At 53.8% G+C, this 19,069-nt stretch carries 19 protein-coding genes; 5 read left to right on the forward strand and 14 right to left on the reverse strand.

The window, feature by feature from the left end; all coding sequences use genetic code 11:
• Position 1 precedes the first annotated feature (1 nt).
• Genes WC772_03325 through WC772_03345 form a run of 5 tightly spaced genes read right to left on the reverse strand, consistent with a single transcriptional unit; the run spans position 2 to position 4,986 of the window.
• The gene (locus WC772_03325; protein ID MFA6169784.1) at positions 2–2,335 is read right to left on the reverse strand and encodes a tetratricopeptide repeat protein; all 2,334 of its coding nucleotides are present in this window, start codon (positions 2,333–2,335) and stop codon (positions 2–4) included.
• Positions 2,336–3,412: an LptF/LptG family permease gene (locus tag WC772_03330; GenBank protein MFA6169785.1), complete on the reverse strand. Its 1,077-nt coding sequence runs from the start codon at positions 3,410–3,412 to the stop codon at positions 2,336–2,338.
• On the reverse strand, positions 3,413–3,607 hold the full coding sequence (gene rpsU, locus WC772_03335; GenBank protein MFA6169786.1) for a 30S ribosomal protein S21: 195 nt from the start codon (positions 3,605–3,607) through the stop codon (positions 3,413–3,415).
• Positions 3,594–4,286: a regulatory iron-sulfur-containing complex subunit RicT gene (gene ricT, locus WC772_03340; GenBank protein MFA6169787.1), complete on the reverse strand. Its 693-nt coding sequence runs from the start codon at positions 4,284–4,286 to the stop codon at positions 3,594–3,596. The genes rpsU and ricT overlap by 14 nt, the downstream gene beginning before the upstream one ends.
• A 4-nt stretch (positions 4,287–4,290) precedes the next feature.
• Positions 4,291–4,986 carry an AAA family ATPase gene (locus tag WC772_03345; protein ID MFA6169788.1) on the reverse strand — a complete coding sequence of 232 codons (696 nt, stop codon included), beginning with the start codon at positions 4,984–4,986 and terminating at the stop codon, positions 4,291–4,293.
• A gap of 121 nt (positions 4,987–5,107) precedes the next feature.
• On the opposite strand from WC772_03345, the gene WC772_03350 reads away from it, so the two are divergent.
• Both WC772_03350 and WC772_03355 read left to right on the forward strand, forming a co-directional pair.
• Entirely contained in the window at positions 5,108–6,421 is a 1,314-nt protein-coding gene (locus WC772_03350; GenBank protein ID MFA6169789.1) for a saccharopine dehydrogenase C-terminal domain-containing protein, read from the forward strand.
• 2 nt (positions 6,422–6,423) lie between these two features.
• The gene (locus WC772_03355) at positions 6,424–7,596 is read left to right on the forward strand and encodes a hypothetical protein (GenBank protein ID MFA6169790.1); all 1,173 of its coding nucleotides are present in this window, start codon (positions 6,424–6,426) and stop codon (positions 7,594–7,596) included.
• 12 nt (positions 7,597–7,608) lie between these two features.
• Here WC772_03355 and WC772_03360 read toward each other — a convergent pair whose 3' ends face one another.
• From WC772_03360 to WC772_03400, 9 genes are all read right to left on the reverse strand, one after another.
• The gene (locus tag WC772_03360; protein MFA6169791.1) at positions 7,609–9,045 is read right to left on the reverse strand and encodes a hypothetical protein; all 1,437 of its coding nucleotides are present in this window, start codon (positions 9,043–9,045) and stop codon (positions 7,609–7,611) included.
• 18 nt (positions 9,046–9,063) lie between these two features.
• A complete protein-coding gene (lysS, locus tag WC772_03365; GenBank protein ID MFA6169792.1) occupies positions 9,064–10,524 on the reverse strand; it encodes a lysine--tRNA ligase in 1,461 nt (486 codons plus the stop codon).
• 74 nt (positions 10,525–10,598) lie between these two features.
• Positions 10,599–11,108 (reverse strand): hypothetical protein, encoded by a 510-nt coding sequence (locus WC772_03370; GenBank protein ID MFA6169793.1) that lies wholly within the window; start codon positions 11,106–11,108, stop codon positions 10,599–10,601.
• 98 nt (positions 11,109–11,206) lie between these two features.
• Positions 11,207–13,162: a bifunctional (p)ppGpp synthetase/guanosine-3',5'-bis(diphosphate) 3'-pyrophosphohydrolase gene (locus WC772_03375; protein ID MFA6169794.1), complete on the reverse strand. Its 1,956-nt coding sequence runs from the start codon at positions 13,160–13,162 to the stop codon at positions 11,207–11,209.
• Positions 13,159–13,821 carry a class II aldolase/adducin family protein gene (locus tag WC772_03380; protein ID MFA6169795.1) on the reverse strand — a complete coding sequence of 221 codons (663 nt, stop codon included), beginning with the start codon at positions 13,819–13,821 and terminating at the stop codon, positions 13,159–13,161. Before WC772_03380 ends, WC772_03375 begins: the two co-directional genes overlap by 4 nt.
• 13 nt (positions 13,822–13,834) lie before the next feature.
• A complete protein-coding gene (locus WC772_03385) occupies positions 13,835–14,761 on the reverse strand; it encodes a PfkB family carbohydrate kinase (GenBank protein MFA6169796.1) in 927 nt (308 codons plus the stop codon).
• Positions 14,762–14,796: 35 nt separating this feature from the next.
• Positions 14,797–15,594 carry a pyrroline-5-carboxylate reductase gene (gene proC / locus WC772_03390; protein MFA6169797.1) on the reverse strand — a complete coding sequence of 266 codons (798 nt, stop codon included), beginning with the start codon at positions 15,592–15,594 and terminating at the stop codon, positions 14,797–14,799.
• Positions 15,591–16,031 carry a cell division protein SepF gene (gene sepF / locus WC772_03395; GenBank protein MFA6169798.1) on the reverse strand — a complete coding sequence of 147 codons (441 nt, stop codon included), beginning with the start codon at positions 16,029–16,031 and terminating at the stop codon, positions 15,591–15,593. The genes proC and sepF overlap by 4 nt, the downstream gene beginning before the upstream one ends.
• A 3-nt stretch (positions 16,032–16,034) precedes the next feature.
• The gene (locus WC772_03400; protein MFA6169799.1) at positions 16,035–16,736 is read right to left on the reverse strand and encodes a YggS family pyridoxal phosphate-dependent enzyme; all 702 of its coding nucleotides are present in this window, start codon (positions 16,734–16,736) and stop codon (positions 16,035–16,037) included.
• 64 nt (positions 16,737–16,800) lie between these two features.
• On the opposite strand from WC772_03400, the gene WC772_03405 reads away from it, so the two are divergent.
• From WC772_03405 to rpsB, 3 genes are all read left to right on the forward strand, one after another.
• Positions 16,801–17,127 carry a T9SS type A sorting domain-containing protein gene (locus tag WC772_03405; protein MFA6169800.1) on the forward strand — a complete coding sequence of 109 codons (327 nt, stop codon included), beginning with the start codon at positions 16,801–16,803 and terminating at the stop codon, positions 17,125–17,127.
• Positions 17,124–18,119, forward strand: a complete 996-nt coding sequence (locus tag WC772_03410; protein MFA6169801.1) for a hypothetical protein — start codon at positions 17,124–17,126, stop codon at positions 18,117–18,119. Before WC772_03405 ends, WC772_03410 begins: the two co-directional genes overlap by 4 nt.
• Positions 18,120–18,211: 92 nt before the next feature.
• A complete protein-coding gene (gene rpsB, locus WC772_03415) occupies positions 18,212–19,060 on the forward strand; it encodes a 30S ribosomal protein S2 (protein ID MFA6169802.1) in 849 nt (282 codons plus the stop codon).
• The last annotated feature ends 9 nt before the right edge of the window (positions 19,061–19,069 follow it).

A 19,069-nucleotide genomic window follows, 5' to 3' on the forward strand; every position in this document is an offset into this window, starting at 1 on the left:
CCTAAGGAATTTTATAGAGCAAACGCTGGCGGACGAGATCGGCCAAGGGATCAAAAGAGCCGACCATGCGGTAAAGATCGATCGCCTTCTGCGCCTCTTTCTTCAGGTAGCAGGCATCGCCAAGATTGATAAAAATCGCCGGGGTTTCCGGATCGAGCGCGTAGCTCCGCTCCAGAGCGATCACGGCAAATTCAAGCCGGCCAAGGAGATAATTAACGACGCCAAGATTATTATGGAAGACCGGCGAGGCCGGATCGATATGGACCGCGTCGTTGATCCGCAAGCGGGCTTCTTCCTGTTTCCCCTGCTTCATCAAAGCAACCCCCAAATTGTTGGCCGCGGCGGCAAACCGCCGGTCAAGCTGGACCGCCAGCAGGAACTCTTCTTCGGCCGCCTGGTACATCCCTTTCATAAAATACTCGACGCCGCTCTGGTTATGCTCGTGCCCAAAAGAAATGCTGACCTCTTCGTTCGCCCGGCCGGGGGCTTTTTGTTCCCGTCCCCAGACCGCGGTAATTTCGTTCTTCCCGTAATCGGTAATGACCGCCCGGAGGGGTTGGTTGCGCATGCTTTGCAAGCTGATCCCCTGGAGCCGGCGGACCCGTTTTTGCAGGTCGGCAAAATCAAGGTCCTCCTGCATGATCTCTTCGAAGATCTCCATCGCCTTGCGGGGTTCCCCGGCGCATTCGTAGGTCGTCCCGAGATGGAAGCGGATAATCTTAGCCTGCTCCTGATTGGCCGACTGGAGCGCCCGCTGGAAATTGTCGGCCGCCAGGTCAAAACGTCCCAAACTCCGGTAGATCCCCCCCAGCATCAGGAAAGCGAGCGGCGCGCGGAGCTGATCTTTTTGCGCTAACTGCAATTGGCGGATAGCATCGTTGCGCTCCCCTTTTTCCAAATAAGCCTTGGCCAGGTCGAGATGTTGGGATAATTTCCAAGAATCTTCCTGGAGCCGCTCCTTTAAGCCGACAATCTCTTGTTCAAGCTGTTTTTCTTTTGCCGCCCGGTATTTGTCGTGGACATCGAGGTTATACGGGTCCAGGGTCAAAGCGGTCCGAAAAGTTTCGACCGATTTCCGCTGCAAATTGAGATTGGCGTAAGCTTCCCCAAGTAAAAGGTAAGCCGGAATGAATTTCTTATCGCTGTTAATGACCCCTTCGGCCGAAAGGGCCGCCCGCTGAAAATCCCCCTTGGCCAGGCAAGCTTTTCCCAGCACGACATGGGCGGGCAAAAGCTGCGGCTGGGCGCGGAGGATCTCCCGACAGCGGCGGACCACCATCTCCGCCTGCGACGGGTCCATCTCGACCATTTTGCCGAGTTCAACCAGCGCTTCTTCGGTCCGGTTCTGGCTCAAGAGAATATCGAGCAGGTAGGTCCGGGCCAGGATCTGCTCCGGACAACTTTCGATTATGCCGTGATAACCGGAAATGACCTGGCCAACCATCTCGGGGTGGGCCTTGCCAAGCTCATTATATTGCTCGACCGCTTCGCTCAAGTCCCCCTTGCTCCGCAAGGCTTCCGCCAGGGCCATAACGGCCGACGGCAGGCTGGGGTAGCTTTTTAAGACCGTCCGCAAGCGGGCGATGATCTCATCTTGTTTGGCCGGTTCCAGGCGGAGGATCTCTTTAAGTTTTTCGACCGCCGCTTCCGGCTTGATCGTCCGCATGTAAACATCGGAAAGGATCTCCCTGATCTCGATGCTCGCTTCAACTTTTTGCAACAGCCCTTCCAGCCGCTGGACCACTTCTCTGACGACTTCCGGGTCGTCCGAAAACATCAACTGGTAATAACGGGCCGCCTGTTTGTAATTCTCGATCCGGGCGTGAAGTTCACCCAGGATCCGCAGGGTCTGCTTATCGGTCGGGCGGTGGGTCAGGATCTCCTCGTAAAATTTGATCGCTTCGCCCAGCCGCCCTTTTTCCAGGTAAGCCCCGGCCAGGATCTCGGTCAGAATGACGTCGCGGACCCCTTCTTTGATCGAACGTTCCAAGAGGTCGATCGCGTCATCGATCCGCTCCAGGCGGATATAGAGGCGCCCCAGGGCGTTATAAGCCTCGATGTTGCGCGGGTCGGTGATCAGGACCTCTTCCAATTCCAGCAAAGCGGCATCCAGGTGTCCGGTCGAGAGCAGAAATCCGGCCAGCGCCATCCGCGGCCCGACCAACTGCCGGTCGCCGTCAATGCGGCGTTCATAGTCAAGCAGAATGTAGGGAAAAACGTGGGGTGACAGGAGCGATGCCTGGGCGTAGAAAGATTGCGACTTTTTATACGCCCCTTCATCCAATTCCTTTTTGCCTAACGCTTTTAATTCAATTGGATCAAGCAATGTTTCCATTTAGCGATACCTTCCCTGGAAGTATAGCATCACAAAGCCGATTATCATAAAACAAGTTTGGGGAGCAAAAGCGGCAATCTCCGGCGGCAAGACCCCGCCCCTGCCAAGCGAGCGGAAGACCGAAGCGAAAACGTAAAAAGTGAACATGAAAACAATGGTCACGACGATCCCCCAGGTTTGGCCCGAACGCGGCGACGACAGGGAGAACGGGATCCCGACCAGAGCAAAAATAAAACAGGTCAAGGGAATGGAATATTTGAGGTAAAGTTCGGTCGTCAGGGCCCGGGTGTTGGAGCCGCTTTTGGCCAGGGAATCGATCATCCCCTGGAGTTCTTTCCGGTCCATATCGGCAAAGGTTTTCTGCTCGCTGAAGGCGTCGAAGTTATCGACGACCGCGATCTTCATTTTCTCAAAGGTCGCCTGGTAGTTTAAACTCCCCTTTTCGTCGTATTTATGGATCACCCCTTGATGCAGTTCCCAAATCTTCCCGGTATAGTTGGCGCTGTCGGCCAGGATGGTCCGGGGATAGGTCCCAGGCTGGACCTCGTAGACCATAACCTTGCTCATCGTCTTATTCTTCAGGTTGACCCGGCCGGCGTAGTAAAACCGGTTTTGCGCGTCCTTGAAGAAGACATTATCTTTCACTTCCGGGAGAGGCTGCTGCTGGATGACCTGGCGGATGATCTGGCTGGAAACATAATTAGCGTGGGGGACGATCTTTTCGTTGGTAAAAAAGGCGAGCAGGCTGACCAAAAGTCCCATCAGGAGCATCGGCCGGGCGATACGAAAAAGGCTGACTCCCGAGGTCCGGAAGGCAGCCATTTCGTTGTCTTTACAAAATCTTCCCACCGCCATGGTGGTCCCGAACAAGGTCGAGACCGGGAAGGTCAGGACCAAAATCGACGGCAGTTTGTAGACCAGCAATTTCAGGACCGCCAGGAGCGGCACTCCTTTGTTGATGATCAGATCGGCCATCGTGAAGAGGAGATCGACCGTCATCACCAGAATGAAACCGACGACCCCGATAAAAAAGGGGCCGAGCATCTCACGGATGACGTAGCGGTCGAGTATCTTCATCTAGTCAGAATCTCGGCGTCGTTTAACTTCCCGCCGTTTGGCCTCCTCTTCCTCTCTCCTCCGCCGTTGCGAAGGCTTTTCGTAAAACTCCCGCTTCTTCATCTCGTCCAAGGTCCCTTCATGGCGCAATTTCATTTTGAATTTGCGCAGGGCCTTTTCGAGTTCTTCTCCCTTGCGGATCTCAATTTTTGGCATTCTCTTTTCCTCCTCTCTGTATTGGCTTATCATATTCGTATTCCAAACAGCACATCAAGCGGCCGCAAACCCCCGAGGTCTTGGTCGGCGAGATCGCGAGCCCCTGGTCCTTGGCCATGCGCACCGTCACGTGCTTCGGTTTATCGAGCCAGACCGAACAGCAAAGCGAGCGGCCGCAGGGTCCCATCCCCCCCAGCAACCGGGCGTCGTCGCGCGGCGAAACCTGCCGCAGATCGACTTTGGCCGACAGGGTCACCGACAGGTCGCGCGAGAGTTCGCGCAGGACCGGCGGCTTGTCGTTATTCCCTTTGTTCCGGTAATAGATGATCAACCGGCTGTCATCAAAAAGATATTCCAGGTTGATGATCTTGATCGGCAATTCATATTCTTTGATCTTCTGAACGGTCGCCTGCAGGGCCTCTCCTTCTTTGACCTGGATCTGCTTTTCCTTCTCCAGGTCTTCCGGAGTCGCGTAGCGCAGGACCTTTTTCAGGCGGACATCGCGAGACAATGCCCTGGAAGTCCCGGCGGTGAACGAAATAATCTCGCCGAATTCCACGCCGCGATCGGTCTGGACGATGACCGGCGAGCCGATCTTGATCGACTCCTCGCGATAACCGGTGATCGGACAGATCCGGTTGAACTTCCTAAGCCTGATCCCTAATTTTCGATCGTTCATCTTATCACTCCTGTCCGCCGGAGGCGGACATTTTCAAGCAGGCGGCGTCAAGCGCGAGCTTGGCGCTGACGTAGCGCTTAATATTCTTGGTCGCGTCGAGCATGATCCGGCTTAAACCGACGTCCCGGAGCTCCTCATGCGCGAAAAACGCCAGGTCATAAAGCAACTCTTCCAGTCTTTCCTTTTCCTTTTCGAGCCGGGCGGAAAAATCGAGCAGTTCCAAAACGTTCTTTTTCCGCGCCGCTTTCAAATCCAGCCGATACGGAGCAAAATCAGGGTTCGACCCTGCTTTCGGACCTTCACCAAAAATGATCCGCTGACAACGAGAGAGGATCGTGTTCGGCAACCGGTCGTCCCGCTCCACCAGCAGAATAAAGACCACTCCCGGCGGCGGCTCCTCTAACGTTTTCAGGAAAGAGGCCGAAGCTTCCGGCGTCAGTTTGTCCGCCTCTTCGATGATCGCGAACAGTTTAGGGCTGGCGGTCGGCCCGTAGCGGACTACCTGCTGAATTTCCCTGATCTGTTCGATCTTGATCGTCGTTTTTTCGGGCTTTAAAACGACTAAATCGACTTTTCGGGTCCCCAAACTTTCAGCAAATTCCCGCGCCGCTGCGGCCTTCTCCGGCCCGGGCGGCCCCATAAAGATATAAGCGGAAGCGACCCGCTCATTTCGAGCGATTCCTGCAAGTACGGGATGCACGTTGTAAATTATAGCATAATAAAAGGGGCAAAAAAAGGCTGTTACAACTGGCAAGGTTAAGGTGAATTTAGCCTGAAATTCTACTTCCGCCCGACCGATAACTTTCTGGAGGGAAACAAAAATGCGAAATATTTTAGTCCTGGGTGCCGGCATGGTTTCAAGGCCTTTGGTCCAAGATTTATTAATGAGGCAAAGACGTAGCGTAACCGTCGCTGATATGGATCCGTCCAGAGCGCTGGCCGTCGTTCAGGGCCATCCGAACGGAACTGTGGCGCGGCTCGACGCGAGCAATAAAGAACTGGTCGGAAAACTGATGCAAGGGATGGATATTACGGTCAGCATGCTTCCTCCCAGAATGCACGGCTTAATCGCCGACCTTGCCATCGCCAACGGCTCACACCTCGTTACCGCCTCTTACGCCGGCAACACCAAAGACTTTGATCTCCAGGCTCGAGATAAAGGACTTATAATTTTAAACGAAATGGGCCTTGATCCGGGGATCGACCATTTTTCCGCGATGCGGATTATTCAAGAAGTTAAGGCTGATGGCGGGAAGGTCACCGGCTTCTCCTCCTATTGCGGAGGTTTGCCGGCGCCGGAAGCCAATAACGCTTTGGGCTACAAGTTTTCCTGGTCACCCAGAGGGGTTTTTGACGCCATGCGCAACAGCGCCACTTTTATGCGCGACGGTCAAATCATAACCCTGCCGAACGAGCGGCTTTTCTCGAACCCCAGTCGACATCCAATCGCAGGCGTCGGCCTTCTTGAGGGCTACCCCAACCGCGATTCGTTGGGCTATATCGGGGCCTACGGACTTGACAGCATCCAAAATATGCTGCGGGGAACCCTGCGGGTCGCGGACTGGTGCGCCTTCTGGGACAAAGTCGCCAAAACCGGCATTCTCCAAGAAACGGCCATGGACCTTAGCGGCCGGAGCTACGCCGATCTTACCCGAAAACTGATCGGAGCGGATTCGTCGGCAAACATTGAAGCGGCTTTCGCCGGTTTCTTGGGGGTCGAAGAGAGTTCGAAAATGCTCGACCAGGCCCGGGAACTCGGCCTTTTTGAAAAAACGGCGATCCCGAGCGGCGTTAAAACGCCGGTCGACGCCCTTTCGCTGATCGCGCAGGAGCGGATGCAATACCAACCGGGAGAAAGGGACATGTCGGTTCTGCAGCATACTTTTCTGGCCGACTACGGGAACCGGCGAAAAAAAATAACTTCGACGCTCCTTGATTTCGGCGTCCCGGGCGGTGATTCTTCAATGTCACGGCTGGTCGGCCTGACGGCGGCGGTCGGCGTTCAGCTCGTTGCCGAGAACAAAGTGCTGAACCGGGGTTCGCTGATCCCTACGACGGCCGATATTTACGAGCCAGCGCTGGCAATCCTGGAAACCCTGGGAATTCAAATGAAGGAAACGGCCGAAGAAATATAGGCATGTCATTTTTAGCGGGCGCGGCGCGTAAATCAGGAAACATCCTTGTTGCCGGACGCACCTTAACGCCGCCCGAATATCGCCTTATCGCTCCCTACTTGGGAGTTTCTCTCGACCGCAGAGTAAAGCTCGCGACCCGGGAAGGTTCAGTTGCCTCGTTTCAAGACCGGTTGCAAAAACGCCGGACTTCGCCCCTGGCCTACTTCATTCTAAACACCCCCTGCAATCAAGCCTGCGATTTTTGCTTCTTCGATCCAGGCGACCAACCGACGTCGAATATCGACTGGGAAAAAGCCAAAACTAAAATTTCCCGGGCTAAAGAAAACGGTTTCCAAGTGAAAATTTATCCCAAGGAGCTCAATTTCAACCACCGGATCTTCGAACATTCTTTGGCGCTAATGACTCTCGCCGAAGAAACGTTCGCCATCACCAACGGGGTCAGGAATTTCCGGCCCGATCAGCTTAACGCCATCGCCGGTTCGGGTCTGCGGCAGATGGTGATCAGTTTTCTGCCGCTGGGGAGATATTCCATTCATGGCCGGGACAGATATAACGCCGTAAAAAATACCATTCGCGGCCTGGCAGAATTCAGCCGCCAGGGAAAGGTCCGGCCTTTTACGGTCGGCTTATTCTGTCAAATCGATCCGCGGGAACCGGCGGTCGTTCTGGAAGCGGCAAAAGAGGCGGCTGATTTTGGGGTCGACACTCTGAATTTTCGGCTGACTTTGCCGCTGGGAAACGCTTCGGAAAACGGTGGCGCGACAAGGGAAGATTTCGACCGCTTGCTCCTGGCCTTCATCGACGCCAGAATTAAATGGCCGCGCGAGAAGATCAAACTGCTTTTGTCTTCGGCAACTTTCGGTCCGAATTATTACTCAAGAGGCATGTTCCGCTACCAGCTGGGAATGGACCGGGACCCGTATTTCGCCTCCAAGTACCCTTGCCCCATGATCGACCGTCCCGAATCGTTCTCCCTTCTGCTGCCGCAGGAACGCCGGGTTTTCTGTCCAACCCTGGTTGGCAAAGACCTCGCCGAGATTAAGGCACCGCCTGATTCTTGCCGGCCCTGCGATGTTCTGGAGATTTGCCGGGGCGGCTGCGTCGCCCGCCGCTCATCATCCTCCAGTTTTTGCGTGACCGATATTTTAAGCCGCTGGGAAGCATCATTAAAATAACGCGCGCCAGAACTAGACGTTAACGTCGTTTTCATCCTTTAGTTCGCCGCCATTTTTAACCAGCGAATCAAGCATCACCCGGTTATCCGCGTATCGGGGGGTAAATTCTCCCCGCCAAACGATAACAGCGCGGCGAATCTCGGGCGGCAGTGAGTCGGCGGCCAAGGAAAATGGCAGACCGTAATTCGTTCGAGCGATGTTCGGCACAAACGGCAACAGCATCCGGCTAAACTGCGCCGCCGCGACCGCGGGCAATTCGCAAGGCATGGTCTCTACCGCGTTAACCAAGATCCCCTCCGCTTCCGAGATCCCCATGACGATGCCGCCGGTTTTTGGATTGTAGACGTAAAACGGATCTTCCGGCTTGGTCCCCTTAAGGGTGCATTCCATCGGTCCATTTTTGGTGTCGTTATTGTAAACGTCGCAGCCGACGTCACCGACCGCGATCAAGCGATTTTGAGAATTGCTCAAAACTGACGCGAGCATCTCTCTCGTAATCAAAGGCGGTTGGCCCGGCAGCCACTTCGCGTCGTTCATAAAAATCGTCAGCAGATGAAGATATTTCCCCATTGTTGATTCGTACGCTTCCGGGTCTTTCTCTAAATCCAGATCTGATCCGGGCGTGCCGTCTTTTCTTTGATATCTTCCGTTAAAACCAGCCCGGTCAAACTCCACGCTGTAAACTTCATTCTTAGAAAGTGATGCTAGAATACCCGGATTTAGCAGATCGCCCGGTGATACTCTTTTCGCGCCCAGCGCATTAAATATTTCCAGCGCCCCTTGATTACAGCGGCCAGTACCGCCGGTAAAGCCGACAATCATTGGCGCTATGTTGGACGGTAGCCCGTTCCGTTCAATCGAATCGCCAATTTGTTTCATCTGCGCTTTTATCTGGTCAATCGCGTCTTCTCCTTTGTAATCAAACGCCCGCTTGACCGAAGAGAACGGGTTGTCGATCCCCATTACTTCCCGCAGTCTTCTGCCTAAAAGATGCAAGGTGTCGGTCATGCCGACGATCCCGGCAAATCGACCGAACGCGACCAACCGTTCGCCTTTATCATTTTCAATATATTCATAATCTATATAGGTCGCTCGCGCGTTTAAAATATGCTGCAGCATGAACATATTTTCCGGCTGGCCTTTGGTAACGTGGCCGAATAACACGTAAACCCCGTCCTGCTTAAAAACATCCGCCGGAATTTGTTTCACTCCGAACAAAAGCTGTTCTTCTGGGTGCAACTCGGTAACAATGCGCGCCCCCGCGTCTCGATACAATTGCGCGGGATAAATTCTCAAAGGGGACCGCTGAATTTCAACACTTAACTGATGATTTTGGATCAATTCAGCGACTGCCGGCGGCGTCAAGGCGGTCCTTCTTTCATAAGAGTGCATGACCTCGCGCGGAACCTGAATTACTCTCGCCCTTGGACCTGTTACTATCCCAGCCATATTATTACCTCCATTTGATCATTTTTCTTTGTGCTTCATCGTCGGGAACAAAACAACGTCCCTGATCGAAGGTGAATCGGTCAGGACCATGGCCAATCGATCGATCCCAATCCCTAAGCCCCCGGTCGGCGGCATGCCGATCTCGATCGCTTGGATAAAATCTTCGTCAAAAGGCTGGGCTTCTTCGTCGCCACCGGCCAGTTTCGCGGCTTGCTCTTCAAACCGGGCCCGCTGATCGAGCGGATCATTGAGCTCTGAAAAAGCGTTGGCCAGCTCCATGCCGGCAACATAGGCCTCAAACCGGTCAACGTAGTTCGGATCGTCGGGAGACCGTTTCGCCAGCGGAGTCGTTTCAACCGGGTAGCGGTAAACAAACGTAGGTTGGGTTAGTTGTTTTTCGACAAGTACTTCAAAAAGGGTATTAATGATCCAGCCTCTCCCCAGGGAATCTTCCAGAGGAATCCCTTTCTGCAAGGCGATTTCCCGCAGTTTCTCGGTGCTGATCCCCATGGTCTCTACCCCGCCGATTTGCGCCACCGCCTCTTCCATGGTCAGGCGCTTCCAGGGCGGGGTAAAATCGATCGGCGTCCCCTGATAATCAACCCGGGTTCGCCCATGAATCCCGCTGGTGATGGAAGAAACGCATTGTTCCGTCAGCCGCATCATGTCCTCATAGTCGGCGTAAGCCCAGTAGACTTCCATGGAAGTAAATTCCGGATTGTGCCTTCGATCGATCCCCTCGTTCCTAAAGACCCGGCCGATTTCAAACACCCGCTCGTAGCCGCCGGCGATCAATCTTTTAAGATGGAGTTCGGTGGCGATCCGCAGATATAATTCCATGTCCAGGGCGTTGTGATGAGTAACAAAAGGACGGGCGGCCGCCCCACCGTGCAGTTCTTGCAGGATCGGGGTTTCAACTTCCATAAAACCATTGTTGTGCAGATATTCCCGCATCAGCCAGACGACCTGACTGCGCTGCCGAAACCGCTCCCTGACCGCCGGGCTCGAGGCCAGATCTAAATATCTTTGCCGCTGGCGGACTTCATCATCCTGCAAGCCGCGCCATTTCTCCGGCAGAGGCCGCAAGGCCTTCGCCAGCACGGTAAAACTTTCGGCCCCTAAAGTAACTTCTCCGGTTTTGGTCCTGAAGGTGTCCCCGCTGATCCCTAAATAATCGCCGACCTCAATGAATTTAGCGAATTTTTCGAATTCAGCCGGGCCGAGCTTGTCGACCGACAGCATAATTTGGAGCTTGCCGGATTCATCTTCGAGGTGGATGAAGGCAAGCCGCTTAAAGTTTCTTATCGCCATGATCCGACCGGCGACAACCACCTCTTTTGGCCAAGCCGCCTCATTTTCCAGGCCGGCGCAAGCCTTGCTTATTTCAGCGGCAAGATGGGTGCGGACAAATTTGGTTTGACGGAAAGGATCGACGCCGCCGGCGCGCAAACCCTCTAACTTCTGGGCCCTGTTTATCATCAAACGATTCCAGGTCGACGGATACTTTGTTACAATCGTCATAATTTTTACTTACGCTCCAATCTTCGCTTTTATTATCGACTGGCGATATCGTCAACTAAATCCCGGATAATGCTATGCGCCTCGCTTAAGGCTCTTACGTCTTCCGTTGATAAGCCTTTCGGCCGGTCCGGCATTTTTCCGCCCGAACACAAACTGTCATCCAAGAGCCCTTTAAATTCGCCGAGGTGCCTGATCAGGCCGCTGTTAAGTACCCCTTGAAGATTCAGGCCAAGGTCAACAACTGATTTCTTGGCATCGAGAACAACCGCATTGCTTACTCGAACAGGAAATATCTTTGACTGAAACCGGTCCAATAAGCCGGCAAAAAAAGAAGCGTACGAAGCGCGGATCCTTTTCGCCGCCGCCAGAACTTCCAAGGCGTGAGCGGCACGCTCTGCTTGAGGAAACTGTTCAATCAGAACTCCGTTTAATTTTATTAATTTAGCGGCATTCGAGGCGAGGCCAAGTTTCGCTCTTTCGAGAGCTTGGGGTTTTGACGCGACATAAGACACCGTTCTTTGAGGGACAAAGTTGATTTTCATTGATTACTCCTTATACGCAACGCCTGATTACTGACAAATCATTGTCGGGGGGGTTTTCAATAAATTTCAGTTAATTTCAAATCAACAAAAAAAGCGGGCTATTTCCGTTTAACGGTGTAGACGTCGGTCACTTTTTTGATCGAGGCGACGACCCGGCCGAGGTGCTCGGTGTTCCGGACGTCAACGGTCAGGAGCAGGACGGCAAAGGTCCCTCTTTTAGTCGAGATCTTGGCAGTGGCGACATTGGTCCCGGTTTCGGAGATCTGCTCCAGGATATCTTTCAAGACCCCGACCCGGTCAAACGCCTCCACTTCGATTTGGACCGGGAAAAACTGGTCAACGTTCTTTTCCCAAACAACTTTAACCACCTTATCGGGAATGATCTCGTGACGGACGACGTTCTTGCAGTTGCTCCGGTGGATGGCGATCCCCCGGCCGTGGGTGACAAAACCGATGATTTCCTCTCCCGGAATCGGGTAACAGCACTTCGACATCCTAACCAGGATATTTTCCAGACCGGCGACGACAATCGGGCTCTTCCCTTTGCCGCGGCGGGGCTTGCGGGTAACTGGTGGTGGGACCTCTTTTTTAGGCGGCTCGGGTGGAGGCGGCATTTCTTTTTCTTCGGCCAGCCGCAGACGCTTGAACCAATTCTTGATCTTGACCCGGGCACCGGCGGTCTTCACAAAGCCGAGCCAGTCGCGGCTCGGGTTGTCTTTTTTTCCGGTGATTATTTCGACGATATCCCCTTGCTGGAGCGGATGATCGAGCGGCAGGATCGAACCGTTGACCTTGGCCCCGACACAGCGGTGGCCGACCTCGGTGTGGATCCGGTAGGCAAAATCGACCGGCGTGGCGTTGATCGGCATATTAAAGACATCGCCTTTCGGGGTAAAAACAAAGACCTCTTCCATCACCAGGTCGATCTTCAGGCTTTCCATAAAATCCTTGGCGTCTTTGAGCTCGCTCTGCCACTCCAGCATCTGGCGGAGCCAGGCCATCTTCTGGTCGAGCAGTTTATCGGTCGACGAACCTTCTTTGTAACGCCAGTGGGCGGCGACACCGTATTCGGCGATCCGGTGCATCTCCCGGGTCCGGATCTGGACCTCGACCGGGCGGCCGGACGCGCCAATGACCGTCGTGTGGAGCGACTGGTAGCCGTTCGATTTCGGCATGGCGATATAATCCCGGAAGCGGCCGGGAATCGGTTTCCAGGCGTCGTGGACCAGCCCCAGGACGACATAGCAGTCCTTAAGTTTGTCGACGATCACCCGGACGGCGAACAGGTCGTAGATCTCTTCGAAATCGAGCCGCTGTTCGACCATTTTCCGGTGGATGCTGAAAAAATGCTTGGCCCGCCCTTTTATTTCCGGCTGAATGCCGACCGAGTTGACCAGCTCCTTTAATTGGACGATAAATTCATTGATGTATTGTTCCCGCTCGCCATACCGCAAAGAAACCTTCTCCCTGACCATTTGGTAAGGCTCCGGTTCAAGATAGCGAAAAGCCAGATCTTCAAGCTGCCATTTGATCTGCCACATCCCCATCCGATGGGCGAGCGGCGCGAAGATCTCCCTCGTCTCGAGCGCCGTTTCCTGCTGTTTTTCGGGGGAGAGGAACTGGAGGGTCTTCATATTGTGGAGGCGGTCAGCCAGTTTGATAACGATAACCCGGTAATCTTCCCCCATCGCCACGAACATTTTCCGGAAATTCTCCGCCTGACGCTCTTCCCGGGAAACAAAAGAAAACTGGCTAAGCTTGGTCACCCCTTCGACCAATTTGGCGATCTCCGGACCGAACTGCTCGGCCAACTCCTCGGAAGTAACGCTGGCGTCCTCGACAACGTCGTGCAAAAAAGCGGCGGCGATCACTTCCACTTCCTGTTCGAGATCGGCCAGGATATTAGCGACGGCGAGCGGATGGATAATGTACGATTCACCGGAGAGCCGTTTGTGCGGGGTGTGGACTTTTTCGGCAAAGGCGAAGGCTTTCTTCAGCAATTCGATGTTGGCGCTGGGATTGTAGCTAAGGACCTTTTGAATCAGCTCATTCATCGTTTATGGTAACGGCTCCGGTCCATCACCCCGATACCCGGGGGAATGGCGCTCCGCCGTTGAGTCGGCTTGTCCCGATTGGGATTATTACTGATGCTGACCGCCGGCGCCGGGCGACTGCCGGACGACCTGATCGCGATAAGGATCTTACAGGAACTTTCCAGCGCCGAGGTAAACTTATACGCTTCTTCCAGTGTTTTGCCGATGGCAAAACTCCCCTGCCCCTTGACGACCGCCACGACGTTGGTCCCCTGCAGGAACGACGGGAGAAGCCGGACAGTTTCGTCGGAACCGACCGCCTGGTGGGAACGGACGATGGCCGCCGAATGGAACAAGCGGAGCCCTTCGCCGTCTTGCGGCACGACTTTATTATCGGTGATCGAGATCGCGGTCGCGCTGACCGGATAAGCGTGAATGATCGCCAGCGCTTTGGTCTCGCGGTAGATCGCCCGATGAGCCGGCAACTCAATTGAAGCTTCGCCAAGCTCGCCGGCCAGGTCGACTTCCACGATATCGCCGTCCTGCAATTCACCAAGCATCACGTCCCGCTTGGTAATATAGATCTTCTCTCCATGGCGCACGCTCATGCTGCCGACGTGCGAACTGACCAACCCTTCCCGAAACATTAAACTACCGATCTTTTTCAACTCATCTAACATTTTATTGCTCCTTTTATTCCCAGTGTGATTCGGCCAACTCGCTGAAACAAGCGCACTTCCTGATCTCCTCGAACCGGGCGCGGACCTCTTTTGGTTTGAGGCTTTTCATCCGGTCGAGACTAAAATCTTCGACGTTGAACGAGGCCATGACCGACCCGATGACGACCGCGCGGCGGATGTTCTCCGGACCGCAATCGTCGCTTTTAGCGAGATAACCGATCAAAGCGCCGCCGAAAGTATCCCCCGCTCCGGTCGGATCGCGCAGTTGTTCTTGCGGATAAGAGGGCGCGGCAAAATGTCCGTCTTTGCTGAAGAAGAGCGCGCCATGCTCGCCTTTTTTGACGATCACGCCTTTACAGCCGAGTTCGATCAGGCGCCGGGCAGCCAGCGGAATGTTCGGGGTTTCCATAAACTGGCGGATCTCGCCGTCGTTCATGACCATCAGGTCGACTTGCTTGATCAGCTTGTGCAAAACGTCCCGTTTCGAATCGATCCAGAAGTTCATTGTGTCGGCGACGATCATTTTCGGTTTTTTCAGCTGGGCGATGACCTTGAGTTGCAGCTCGGGGTCAAGATTGGCCAGAAAAACATAAGGGGTGTCCCGCAGTCCGGCCGGAATAACCGGGTCGAACTGCGTCAGAATATTAAGCTGGGTGTCGACGGTGTGGGCCTGGTTCATGTCATATTCATAGTAACCATGCCAGCGAAAAGTCGGCCCGTCGATCTTGTGCAAAGCGTTGCAGTTAATGTCCCGCGACGTTAAGAAGGCCAGGTGTTCTTTGGGAAAGTCGTTGCCGACCGGACCGATCAAGGTCGTCGGCGCGAAGAAGCTCGACGCCACCGCGGCGTAAACGGCCGAGCCGCCCAGAATATCTTTTTTATCTCCGAACGGAGTCTTAATAGAATCAAGCGCTATCGTCCCGACGATCAAAACTGACATACTGCCCTCCATAAAATGCGGTTAATAAACGAGCGTTAAATCGCCCAGCGTTTGCTAAGGACTTTTGACTTTTGGGTCGCAGCCGAAACCGCGGCAACAAAAGCTTCCTGAACTTTTCGGGCCTTTAGGACCGCCAACCCTTCCATTGTCGTCCCGCCGGGAGAAGTGACCATTTCCCGTAAAACTCGCGGTTCGATCCGGCTTTCCTTGGCGGTCTGGGCAGCGCCAAAGACAGTTTGCAGCGCCAGTTTTTTAGCCAGCGGACCGGGCAGGCCGACTTTCTTTCCCCCGTCGATCAGCGCTTCCAGCACGGCGTAAATATAGGCTGGTCCGGAACCGGAAAGCCCGGTGACCGCGTCCAACAATTTTTCCGGCACAACGACCGTTTCCCCGACCAGTTTAAAGATCGATTCGGCCAGTTTAAATTGTTTCGGCGCCACTCCCCGCCCCTTCGCTAAAGCCGACATGCCGGCCCCGACCAGGCAAGGGTTGTTCGGCATTACTCTAACGATCGGATAACCGGGAAGCTTTTTTTGCAAATAAGCCAACGGGATCCCGGCCGCGATCGAGATGATCAATTTATTCCGTTTGCCGGCCCCATTCCCCCCGATCTCGTCCAGGACGCCGGCCAGCTGCTGCGGCTTGACCGCGAGAATTACGACTTCAGCGGCGTTTGCCGCCTGCTGATTATTCGAAGCAATCTTAGCGGCATATTTACCGTTCAACGATTTTAGACGGGACCGGTCAATATCGGCGATAATTATCCGGTGGGAAGTGAGGCGGGCGATCAGGGCCTCGGCCATTTTCCCGGAACCGATAAACGCTATTTTCATCGGGAAAAGAAAGTGTCTCTTTTGCTTTCCCCAACCTCTTCGCCGATGTTCCCGCGGTCTTCGCTGGAATTGATCCGGATGGCACTGGGAGTAAAAAGAAAGATCGAGTCGCCGATCTTCATCATATGGCCGTCGATCGCGTAAGCGGTCCCGCAAACGAAATCGATCAGGCGGGTCCCTTCCGACGGATCGAGATGCTTCAGGCTGACAATGACCGGGCTGCCGGAACGAAGATTAGTCGCGATATTCAACGAATCTTCGTAAATTTTCGGCTCAAAAAAGCCGATCTCGTAATCGCCGTCGGTCCGCGGGGCTTCTTTTTTGACCCGGATAAAGTGGTCCAGCTTGACCTGCTGGGTGTTCTCGCTGATCTCTTCGAAATCTTCACCTTCAAGTCCGATGAACCGCTTGGCCCGCATCAAAATATTATCTGTCATCTTTTATCCTCCCTTAAAAATTGCCCGGCCAATCCTCACCAGATTGGCCCCTTCTTCAATCGCGATCTCATAGTCGCTCGACATCCCCATGGAAAGATAACGCATCTCAACCGACGGCAAGCCAAGTTCCTTGACCTGATCGGCCAGTTCCCTTAGTTTCCTGAAACTGGACCGGACCAGGGCCTGATCGTCGGTTAACGGCCCCATGGTCATCAGGCCCTGAACCGACAATCGAAATTTGGCGGCAAAACGGATAAGCGCGATCGCTTTCGAATATTCAACGCCAAATTTCGATGGCTCACCGGAAGTATTAACTTCGATCAGAACGGGGACGGGGGCGCCGGCCCACCGGTTGGTTTGCGGCGACCGCGCGTCGATTTCTTCGACCAGACGCTCGCTATCAACCGACTGAATTATATCAAACATGTCAAGAGATTGTCTAACTTTGTTCCGTTGTAAATGGCCGATCAAATGCCACTGCAATTGAGGGTATTTGGCCGCCAGGGCCTGATAATGGAGGGTCGCTTCCTGGATCCGGTTCTCGCCGACCGCGGTCAAGCCGCAAGCCAGGGCTTCCTCTATCAGTTCAGGGGAGATATTCTTAACGACCGCCAGCAAGGTCACGTCGGTCGCGGAACGTCCGCTTTTTTCCGCCGCCGCCGCGATCCGTTCCCGGACTAAAGTGATATTTTCCTTGATCGACACGCTAAAATAGATTATAGCATAATAGCTATTTTTTCTGGTATGATATATGGTCAAGGAGATTTTTATGAGAAAAATCAGCTGGTTGTTTGTCTTTCTGTTTACCATAGCAATAATAAATTACCCTAACCCGTTCAATCCTAAAGCCGGACAAACCACGACCTTTGAATGCACTTCCGATACCGCTTTTAACGGCACCTTATATATATATGATATGGCGGCCCAGCTCTTACTGAAGCGCGATTTAGCCGTGAACGCGGGTACGACCAGCTTCGGCTGGAACGGCTACAGCGACCAGAACGAACTGGTCGGCAGCGGCGTCTATCTCTATTTCTTAAGCGATAAGACCCGCGGACGAGTAGGAAAAGGGAAATCGTGGGTCATCAATCGATGAAAAAAGGCCTCTTATTTATATTTGTCGCTTACGGCTTACAGCTTACAGCTTTTTTATCCCCTGTTCTCGCCCTTTCTTCCTTTGATCCGCTGGCGGTCGGTTCCGGCGCCCAAGCGCTCGGCATGGGGAACGCTTTTGTCGCCAGGAGCGACACCGCCGACTCCATGTTCAATAACCCGGCCTCATTGAGCGAAACAACCGGCTTCCGGTTTTCCAGCATGTCCGGCTCTTTAATGGAAGAGGTCAACTTTCTTCTGGTCGGCGGCGCCCTCCCCGTTGGAAATCAAACCTCGGTCGGCGCCGGCTATTGCGGCGCCTTCGTTTCGAACATCGAATTACGCAACCCGATCGGTCGCTTGACCAAAACCGCCCAATACGGGAAAAGCGCCGCCTTCGTTTCGATCGGCAAACGGATCGACGAATCGGTTTCTTTCGGAGCCGCTCTCAAATATTACATGATCGATGCGACCGAAAACCGGGATTCCAACGGCAGCGGACTCAATCTTGACCTGGGGATCACTCAAAAAAGCCTGGAATGGTTGAGTTTCGGGATCGTCGCCCAAAATGTCCTCGCTTTCAGCCCGATCAACCACCAAAACGGCGAAAAGGAACGCCTAACTCCGTTGATCCGGGGCGGCGCCAGAATCCATCTCCTGGGAAGCAGTTATTCCGCCGCCTATGTTTCCAGTAGCGACCTGATCGCGACCATTGATTCCAACTTCAGCTTTGAGCCGTCCATCCCCCAGGCCGCTCATTTGGGCCTGGAATTCTCCCCGAATCAAATCATCAGCCTCCGGCTTGGGCTTGACCGGTCGACCTTCACCTCCGGACTTAGCCTGAATTGGGCCGGGTTGGGCTTCAATTACGCTTTTCACCCGAATGTTAACGATTCTTCGACCCAGGCGCACTACTTTTCGATCAGTTATGACGAATTAGGCTGGCCGCACAACCCCCCGCCTGATACTTTCATCGCCAAAAACGATCAAAATTGACAATTTCCCTCCCGATCTCTTGCTATTTATAACGTGCTATGCTAAAATTAATCCCTTGTTGACTGTAAAAAATATCTAGAAGGAGGATCCTAATGGCTGTCGTTACTATGAAAGAATTGCTCGAAGCTGGCGTGCATTTTGGCCACCAGAGCAAACGTTGGAACCCCAAAATGCAAAAATTCATCTACTCCGCGAGAAATGGCATTCATGTTATTGATCTCCATAAATCGATCCCTTTGATCGAGAAGACCTTTAGCTTTATCAAAGGGCTGGTCGCCACCGGCACAATCCTCTTTATCGGCACCAAAAAGCAAGCTCAAGAAGTGATCGAGGAAGAAGCCAAACGCTGCGGGATGTTTTTCGTCAACCAGCGCTGGATGGGCGGGACCCTCACCAACTTCAAGACCCTCAAAAAGAACATCGCCCGGCTGAACGAGATCGAAAAAATGAAGGAAGACGGGACCTTCGAGAAGCTCCCGAAAAAAGAAGTTATTCTCTTGGAACGCGAACACCGGAAACTGATCCGGGGCCTCGGCGGGATCCGCCAAATGACCAGCCTGCCGGCCGCGGTTTTCGTGGTCGACACCGTCAAAGAACAGACCGCGATCAAAGAGGCCAAACGGCTGAACATCCCGGTCATCGCCGTCGTCGACACCAACAGCGACCCGGATGACGTCGATTATCCGGTCCCGGGCAATGACGACGCGATCCGCTCGATCAAGCTCCTCACCAAACTGATCGCCGACGCGGTCATGGCCGGTCGCGAAACGACCACCACGACCGAAGGGCTCGAAGGTGAAGCGGCAACTGACTCGATCGCCGTGCCGCTGGAAGTGGAAGAAGAAGCGATGCTCTCCCAGGAAGTGCAACTGGAAGATAAAGTGCTCGCCAACATCATTCTGCCGAAAGAAGAAGAGGAAGAAAAGCGAATCGGTTTTTAGAAAGGAAAT

Source organism: Candidatus Margulisiibacteriota bacterium (genome assembly GCA_041661965.1).
Taxonomy (GTDB): Bacteria; Margulisbacteria; WOR-1; order O2-12-FULL-45-9; family XYB2-FULL-48-7; genus XYB2-FULL-45-9.